Raw genomic sequence first — 7041 nt, 5'->3', positions numbered from 1 at the left:
GCCCAAGCAGCCCCCAAACCTTTATCAACCCCGCCCTCACAGCCATCCGCGCCGTAGTTTGACGAGCGTTTGGATCAGCACTCTTCCCTTTAGTCCAGGAAACAACACCTTCAATACCTCATTGGAATTCAGTCGGGTTCCGATCTTTTCGGCAGATGTTCGCTATTTTCTCAATCCAGGCGCTTTGCCTGGCTCAGTAGAACTCCATCCCAGGCGCCTCCCCAGCTTGGGAGAATTGAATATCAGCACCGAATCACTATCCAGCACCAACGAATAGGTGGGCCCTACACGCTGGGCCATGCTTGCTTGCTCCCAACGGCTGGCCATGACTGGCTTGGTTGAGCGGCTATTCAGCACACTCCATAGCCCTCCGCCCTGGAGATGGCTAGCAGGAGGACGACTCTGGCAACGGTTGGGGACAGCACCGCTGTGGCGGCTGCCGCTGGAACTGCTCCAGCAGCTGCACTGGTGGTTGATTCGGCCCTGGCGTTGGCCAAGGCGCCCGCCCAAAGGCCGGCCAGCACTCCCCTGGCAACTGACCCTGCCGGCCTGCTGGCTGAACAGTTACCGGCCAGCGGAGGTGTCTTAGTGGTGGGCCCTGGGTGTTCGCTCCTGGAGCCAGCTGGCGCAGTACACCCCAGACAGCCTGGCCGGTGCAATCCATGCCAAGCGCCGGCAGCACTGGCCGGATCAATGCCGCCCGGCCCTGGGGTTGCTGGCCGACAAAGCGGCCCTACTTGCCTGCACGTCCGAGCGCAGGCGAGCTCCGTTCACTCTGCTCCACCTGCAACAAAACACTCATCAACCCCACGGCATCGATGAGAGATACCCAGAGATTCCGAATTGGTGGTGGGAGGCCTTGAGGGCAGCAGGAGTGGTGCTCAAACCCCAACGCGGCCATGCCGGCCGGGGGTGATCCGTTTCCGCTGGTCTGGCTCAGCCCTGGAGCAGCAGGCCCTATTCCGCCGGCTTCCTGCCGATGCACCGCATGCAGCCGATGCCGAACCTCCCACCCCCGCCCAGCTACTGGCCCATTGGCAGCGCCTCTGCCGCAGCGACGAACCAGCCCTGGCAGCTCCCTACCTTCGCCACAGCACAGACCTGCCGGCCGCCGACCCTGCCGTGGTTGTTCGCGTGATCACCACCCGGCCATCGCCTGAGGCGCCGGTTGCCGTGCGGCGGGCCTGGCTGGAGGTGCCCTTGTGCGATGGCGCAGTTGCCTTCATCAGTGCGGATGGCGTCAGCCTGCCAAACCCAGGAGAGGCTTTGACGGCGGCCCAACGGGACGCTCTGGCTCAATGGACACGACAACTCCACAACGGTGCTCCGGTGTGTGTGCGTGCCTGTTTGGAAGCGGCGGCTGCCATGCACAAGCGGTTGCCAGCCATTGACCAGGTGGCCTGGGACTGGATTCCCGCTTCTCCCGAGCCCTTGCTGCTGGAGGGCAATGGCGGCTTTGGCCTGCAGGTGCCCCAACTATTTGCCCGGCTAACTGCAGTAGCCCTGCAGCCTTGAGACCAGGCTTAAATCCCTGCGAGGATCTCCATGTGTGAAAGGTGACCTGTGCTCCTTAGCCGCAATCCTGAGATCTGTGCCGCTGAACTGGACGGCGAGGTGTGCCTGTTTAACCCGGAAAACGCCGAGTATCTAAACCTCAACGGCACCGGTTCCTGCATCTGGAACTTGCTCGATGCCCCTGCCGAATTGGAAGAGCTGATCTGCAACCTGCAAGCGCGCTACGCCGTGGATGCTGAGACCTGCCGCCGTGAGACAGAAGTCTTTGTGGCGGAAGCGCTTAAGCGGGGCATGCTCGCGGAAGCCCAACCGGCATGAGGCCGCTGCTGCTCTGGCCCACCCGACTGGTTGCCTACGGGTTGTTTTGCCTGCTGGATCACAGCATCTGGCTGTTGATCCAACTGCTGCCAGGCCCAAGGCTGATCGGGTTGGCCCGCCGGCGCCCCTGGACACGCTGGCAACTGCAGCTCGCCCCAGCCAGGCAGCAGCTCTGGCGCAGCCGCCTGGCTTGGCTGATGCGCATCCGCTGCCGGCGCGCCGGCTGGGCCAGCACCTGCCTGAGCCGTTCGCTTAGTGGCAGGCTGCTGCTGGATCTGATTGGCGTGGCCAATGAGCTCCATCTAGGCATGAGCAAGTTCAGTGATGGCCGCAAGGTGCCCCATGCCTGGCTCAGAGATCCGCAGTCCGGCCGGCTCTACACCCCTGGACTCAGCCCTGGCGCTGGTGCGCCCCTCACCCAGTTCTGATCCCTAGCCGCAGCCATGCCTCTTCCGCTGCCCAGCACCGATCCCCAACCCCTGGCAGCGGGGCTTTACCGAACGGATGCCTTCCATCGCCAACCCCTTTTTGCGGTGGGCGCCGAGGTGGTGCGCAGCTGGACGGAAGCCCACGCCCTGCATGGCGATGCCCGGCCGGAAGATGTAAATCCCGCCTATGTGGCAGCCCTGATCAGTGGCAACCACAGCGCAGAGGCGGCGCCCTACACCCGCATCCGCCGCTTGCCGCGGGCTCAGCACGTGCTGGTTGGCAGCGACGGCGCGCTGCACACCAGGGCCTATGACCCGCTGGCTGGTGGGGCAACGGCCATGGAACCAGAGGCCCTGCATCAGTTCCTGCGGCAGGGATTGGTGGATCACGTGCAACAGGCCCTGGGGGGGCACAACGGCGCCATCGGCTGCGAGCACAGCAGCGGCCTCGATTCCAATGCGGTGCTTGGGGCCCTGGTGCATGGCGTAGGAGTTGCTCCTGAGCGAATGCACACCTGGAGCCAGGAAGGGGGCGGGGAAGGAGCGCCCCTGCAGCAGTTCAGGCCGTTTCACCGCTTGCTGCCCGAGCACTGCCATCGCTTTGCGCCGGGGAATGGTGAAGGGGAGCCGGGCATTGATCTGCTCCAGCAGCAGCTGAATGTGTTTGGGGCTCCAGCCCAAATCGGCGGCAATCCCCAGGCCGTGGCTCTGCTGGGCCAGCAGGGCTGCACCGTGCTGTTCAGCGGGTTTGGTGGCGATCAGGCCATCAGCCACAACGCCGCCAATGTGCCCACGGATCTGGTGGCACAGGGGCGCTGGCTGGCCTTGGTGCACTGGATGGGCGGGCGGCGGGCGGCCCTAAAAACCGCAGGGGGCCGCGCCCTGGCGCTGAGCTATCGCCCTTGGGCCGTGAACAAGGTGCTGCGCCGCACCCGCGACTTCTGCTCCAGTGATGTGTTGAGCCGCACGCTCACCCCTGAAGGCCGCATGTGGTTAGGGCCTCACCTCAAGGAGCAATACCCCTGGGAGATTGATGGCTACCTGCGGCAGCACCAGTCGATTCGCCGGCGCGTGCTGGCCGATTGGGTGGCTGTGCGCACGGAAGACGAAACCCGTCTGGCGGCCTCTCATGGAATGGCTAAAGCGTTTCCCCTGCTGGATGAACGCTTGATTGCGGCCCTACTGCAGCAGGATCCGGCGCTGTTTGGTGAGGGGGCTGGCCGCGGGCGGCTGTTGCACCGCAGGGCTTTTGCACCATTTCTACCGCCATTTCTACGCGACAACCCCACCAAGGACCGCGAGCTAGAGGGCGGCCTAGATCAATGGCGTTCTGAGCTGATCAGCAAGCGACATCAGGCGCTGGAGCGCAGCTTGAAGGCGACGAGCGATTGGCATCCAGCCCTGGCGAGGGTTTGGGATTTGGAGGCGATTCGCCGGGAAACAGAAGACGTGTTGGCCAGCGCTGAGCCCACGATGAAAGGAGTGATGGGCACCAGCCGTGCCCTCGCCACCATGAAGGCCCTCAGCGGCTGGTGGCAAGCGCTCGGATGATTAACGCCTGGCGATGGGCGGCCGCCGCAAGCGTTGCAGCGCTTGGATGCTGTGAGGATTGAGCTGCAGCTGCCAGCTGCTCCAGTAGGCGCAGGTTTGCAGCTCCGATGGCATTCAAGCCCATCTGAGCTAATTGCCGGGCGCCTATTGCGTCGTGGCCGCTGCGTTTAAGGCTTCCTTGCAGCGCCAGCTTGAGCATCGTTTGCACTCGCTCAGTATGTTCCTGGTGGCAACACAGGTGGCTGAGCCTCAGACCATCGGGCTCGAGCGTTACGCGTGGTGGATCAAAGGGATGGAAGGGTGCTCGTTGGCCCTGATGCTCCACTCGAATGGTTCCCACCCCTTCAACCGTGATCTCCAGGGGCGCACAGTGGGCAAACGGGGTGGAGTGATCGCAGTGGCCGTAGTGGAGGGCTAGATCGAGCACGTCGCGGCGACTGCCGTAGTGGGCAAAACACTCGCGGCTTCCTGCTTGTGCGGCCTTGATCCGCATCGCGCCATCGCTGATCGCATAAGGGGCTCCCTGGTGATGGTGGTTGAGGAGATCAATCAAGGGCAGCAGCACCGGCTGGCGATGATCTTTTTGAAGATCGGATCGCCAACCAAAGCTGCGGGTGGAAAGGAATCCCTCGGCCGCCGAGCGCTCTACCTTGGCCGCATGGCCAGGCTTGAGCGGCGCAAGGGCAGCCGCCACGTTGGCTGAGCCGTCAACAAGCCGAGCAGGATGCTGGCTGCTCCACCAATGCAACTTGCCGGTGGCGTTGTAAAGCTCGACGTGCAGCTGCAGCAGCTCGCGCTGTATCGCAGTGGCGGCTGGTGGTGGCTGCAGCAGCTGCAGGGCATCGGCTGAGCCCGACCATTGGGCCGCCTCAATCGGCAGCAACAGCTCGGTGGGCAGGCTGATCAGCTCACCAGTTGTTTCTGGTGGTGCCAGCAGGCGCATGGCGCCCCCGTTCACCTCAACCTGCAACTGGGGATGCCACTGGGCCCCATGGGCAGCGCACAGGTGGGCAATCTCCGCTAACAGCGCCGTGGCAGCTGGCTGGTCGCTAGCAATTGCGAGCTTCATTCGAACTCGGCTGGTTGGCGGGCGGGCGAGCTGGCCACCACACTCCAACTCAACGGCAAACAATTCGCCAGCTGGGGGCAGAGCCAGCGAGTCAATCCAAGGCCGGCCATTAAGGTCGCGGCAAGGGCCATCCACCCCTTCTGCCCCATGTCGCCCGACTTCATCAGCCAGCGCAACCTGCCTCGGCTACAGCGGTGGCGGCTTGTGGCGCGCTTGGCCCGGGAAGCTGGCTGGCGCCACTTGAGCGGCCTGGCGCTGCTGAGCGGCTTGAGCAATGTGCTGGATATCGCTGGCTTAGGCGTTGGTGTGTCGCTGCTGCTCGGTGCTGCCCCAGGCGCCAGCTGGCAGCTGCCGGTGCAACTCCCCTTGCCCCTGGGGCTGGCCGTGTTGGTTGCCCTGATGCTGTTGCGCGGCCTGCTGAAGGCGCTGGCGGCGATCGGGCAGGAACGGCTGCGCTCCGGCTTCATCGATGGCCTGCGCCAGCAGCTGTTCAGGCAGGTGTTGCAGGCCTCCTCCACCCAACTGGAGCAGCTGGGACGGGGGGAATTGCTGGGCCTGTTGATGGCTGATATCAGCCGCTCGGTGCTGGCGCTGGATCAGGGGATGCGCTCATTCCAGGCCCTGCTCTCCTTGGGGATCTACGCGGCAGGCGTGCTGGTGGTGGGGCGGCAAGCCGCTTTCCCTCTTGTGCTGGCCCTGGCAGCTACGGGCGGCGCAGCCTTGCTGCAACGCTCCGGCAGCTGGCAACTGGGTCGCCTGCAGAGCCACCTCAATGGCGCACTGCAGAGCACTGTTGGCGATGGCTTGCATGGCCTGAAAGCCGTGCGGGCAGCGGCGGCTGAATCCTGGTTGCTGCAGCGGTTTGCGCAAGACAACGACCGCTTTCGCCGGTTGCTAAGGCAAACCGTGCAGCGTCAAGCCCTGTTTACGGCCTGGCGCGACACCTTGGTGGTGCTGGTGGTGGGGGGGTGGCTGATCTGGGGCCGGGCGGGACTTGGGCCCGCCGCCATTGCCACCACCTTGTTGCTGGCTTACCGGAGCGGCACCGCCCTCAGCGCCGTAATCAATGCCCAGCGCCTGTGCTTAGGGTCGTTGCCCGGCTACGACGAGCTCTGCAAGCGGCGTCAACTGCTCAGGCCCGCAGGACCGGCGCAACAAGGCAGGACGGCCACAAGCCAGACCCTGGCAGGCTTTAACGACCCTCAAAATTGGACAGCCCTGCATTGGAGTCCTGCAACCGCTGGGAAGGAGGCAGAGAGGGTTGAACTCCAGCCAGGGACTCTGGTGGCGGTGGCAGGCCCCTCCGGCAGCGGCAAAACAACCCTGCTGGATCGCGTTTGCGGCCTGCTGGGGGAAGGCAGCAGCCACTGGCAGATCGCATCGCCAATGGGCGCCATTGAGCTGAGCGGCCCAGCGGGAGCTCGCCAGCTGCGTGGGCTGCTGGCCTACGCCCCGCAGGAGGCAGTGCTATTTGAAACCAGTCTGCGCCAGAACCTGCTGCTCGATCAAGAGGCACCTGCAGGTGTGATTGAGGACTGGCTGGAACGGCTGGGATTAGGCCATCTCTGCCAGCGCGGCCGCGGCCTGGACGATCCCCTGCCCCTGGCGCTGGATCACTTCTCAAGTGGTGAGATTCACCGGCTGGGCCTGCTGCGCGCCTGGTTGCGCAACCGCCCGGTGGAGGTGCTCGATGAACCCACAGCCTTTCTTGATGCGGAATCGGCCCAGCGTGTGAGAGCGATTCTGGCGGAACGCGCCAGGGAACGGCTGGTGCTGGTGAGCACCCACGACCCGGAGCTGATCAAGCAGGCAGGCAAGGTTTTGAGGCTGCAGGTGAGCGACAGGCAACGAGCAGAACGGTTGCACCATGCCTGAAGCAGAGCGCAAGTTCAGGGGCAGGGGAGATTGATCAGCGCTGTATGAAGGTAAGTGCATTACGGCTAAGCCCTGGGGCTGGCGGGCTCGCCTGCGGCAGGCCCCGGGTGCGGGACTGCAGCTGGCGGGTGGCTGCCACCAGCTCCGGTGGCAGCTGGACTTCAGGCAACACCACGGGGTGCTGCCCCAGACGGCGCCGGATCTGCCGCACCACGCCGGCCTTGACCACCATCGCGGGCAGCAGCGTCATCGCCCGGGCCAGGTGGAGCAGCTGCCCTGTGCGGG

At 64.6% G+C, this 7041-nt stretch carries 8 protein-coding genes; 6 read left to right on the top strand and 2 right to left on the bottom strand.

The window, feature by feature from the left end:
• The 5 genes from AC01FP_RS15275 to AC01FP_RS15255 form a co-directional block, all read left to right on the top strand.
• A partial coding sequence (locus AC01FP_RS15275; RefSeq protein WP_474481524.1) for a hypothetical protein occupies nucleotides 1-277 on the top strand: 277 nt, incomplete at its 5' end.
• A gap of 635 nt (nucleotides 278-912) precedes the next feature.
• Complete coding sequence (locus AC01FP_RS15270) at nucleotides 913-1515, top strand: hypothetical protein (protein WP_474481523.1); 603 nt, start codon at nucleotides 913-915, stop codon at nucleotides 1513-1515.
• Between the two features lie 48 nt (nucleotides 1516-1563).
• The gene (locus tag AC01FP_RS15265) at nucleotides 1564-1833 is read left to right on the top strand and encodes a PqqD family protein (RefSeq protein ID WP_474481522.1); all 270 of its coding nucleotides are present in this window, start codon (nucleotides 1564-1566) and stop codon (nucleotides 1831-1833) included.
• Nucleotides 1830-2261 carry a lasso peptide biosynthesis B2 protein gene (locus tag AC01FP_RS15260; protein WP_474481520.1) on the top strand — a complete coding sequence of 144 codons (432 nt, stop codon included), beginning with the start codon at nucleotides 1830-1832 and terminating at the stop codon, nucleotides 2259-2261. The genes AC01FP_RS15265 and AC01FP_RS15260 overlap by 4 nt, the downstream gene beginning before the upstream one ends.
• Before the next feature lie 15 nt (nucleotides 2262-2276).
• Complete coding sequence (locus AC01FP_RS15255) at nucleotides 2277-3812, top strand: asparagine synthase-related protein (protein WP_474481518.1); 1536 nt, start codon at nucleotides 2277-2279, stop codon at nucleotides 3810-3812.
• On the opposite strand, the gene AC01FP_RS15250 is transcribed toward AC01FP_RS15255, so the two are convergent.
• The gene (locus AC01FP_RS15250; protein WP_474481517.1) at nucleotides 3784-4881 is read right to left on the bottom strand and encodes an SET domain-containing protein; all 1098 of its coding nucleotides are present in this window, start codon (nucleotides 4879-4881) and stop codon (nucleotides 3784-3786) included. The genes AC01FP_RS15255 and AC01FP_RS15250 overlap by 29 nt on opposite strands.
• Nucleotides 4882-5028: 147 nt before the next feature.
• Between AC01FP_RS15250 and AC01FP_RS15245 the strand changes: the two genes are divergently transcribed.
• The gene (locus AC01FP_RS15245) at nucleotides 5029-6756 is read left to right on the top strand and encodes an ATP-binding cassette domain-containing protein (RefSeq protein ID WP_474481515.1); all 1728 of its coding nucleotides are present in this window, start codon (nucleotides 5029-5031) and stop codon (nucleotides 6754-6756) included.
• A gap of 34 nt (nucleotides 6757-6790) precedes the next feature.
• Here AC01FP_RS15245 and AC01FP_RS15240 read toward each other — a convergent pair.
• A partial coding sequence (locus AC01FP_RS15240) for a hypothetical protein (RefSeq protein WP_474481513.1) occupies nucleotides 6791-7041 on the bottom strand: 251 nt, incomplete at its 5' end.

The sequence above is a fragment of the Cyanobium sp. NIVA-CYA 375 genome (assembly GCF_056108345.1).
The sequence above is the reverse complement of the archived record's forward strand: the minus strand, read 5'-3'. Positions and strand labels throughout refer to the sequence as shown.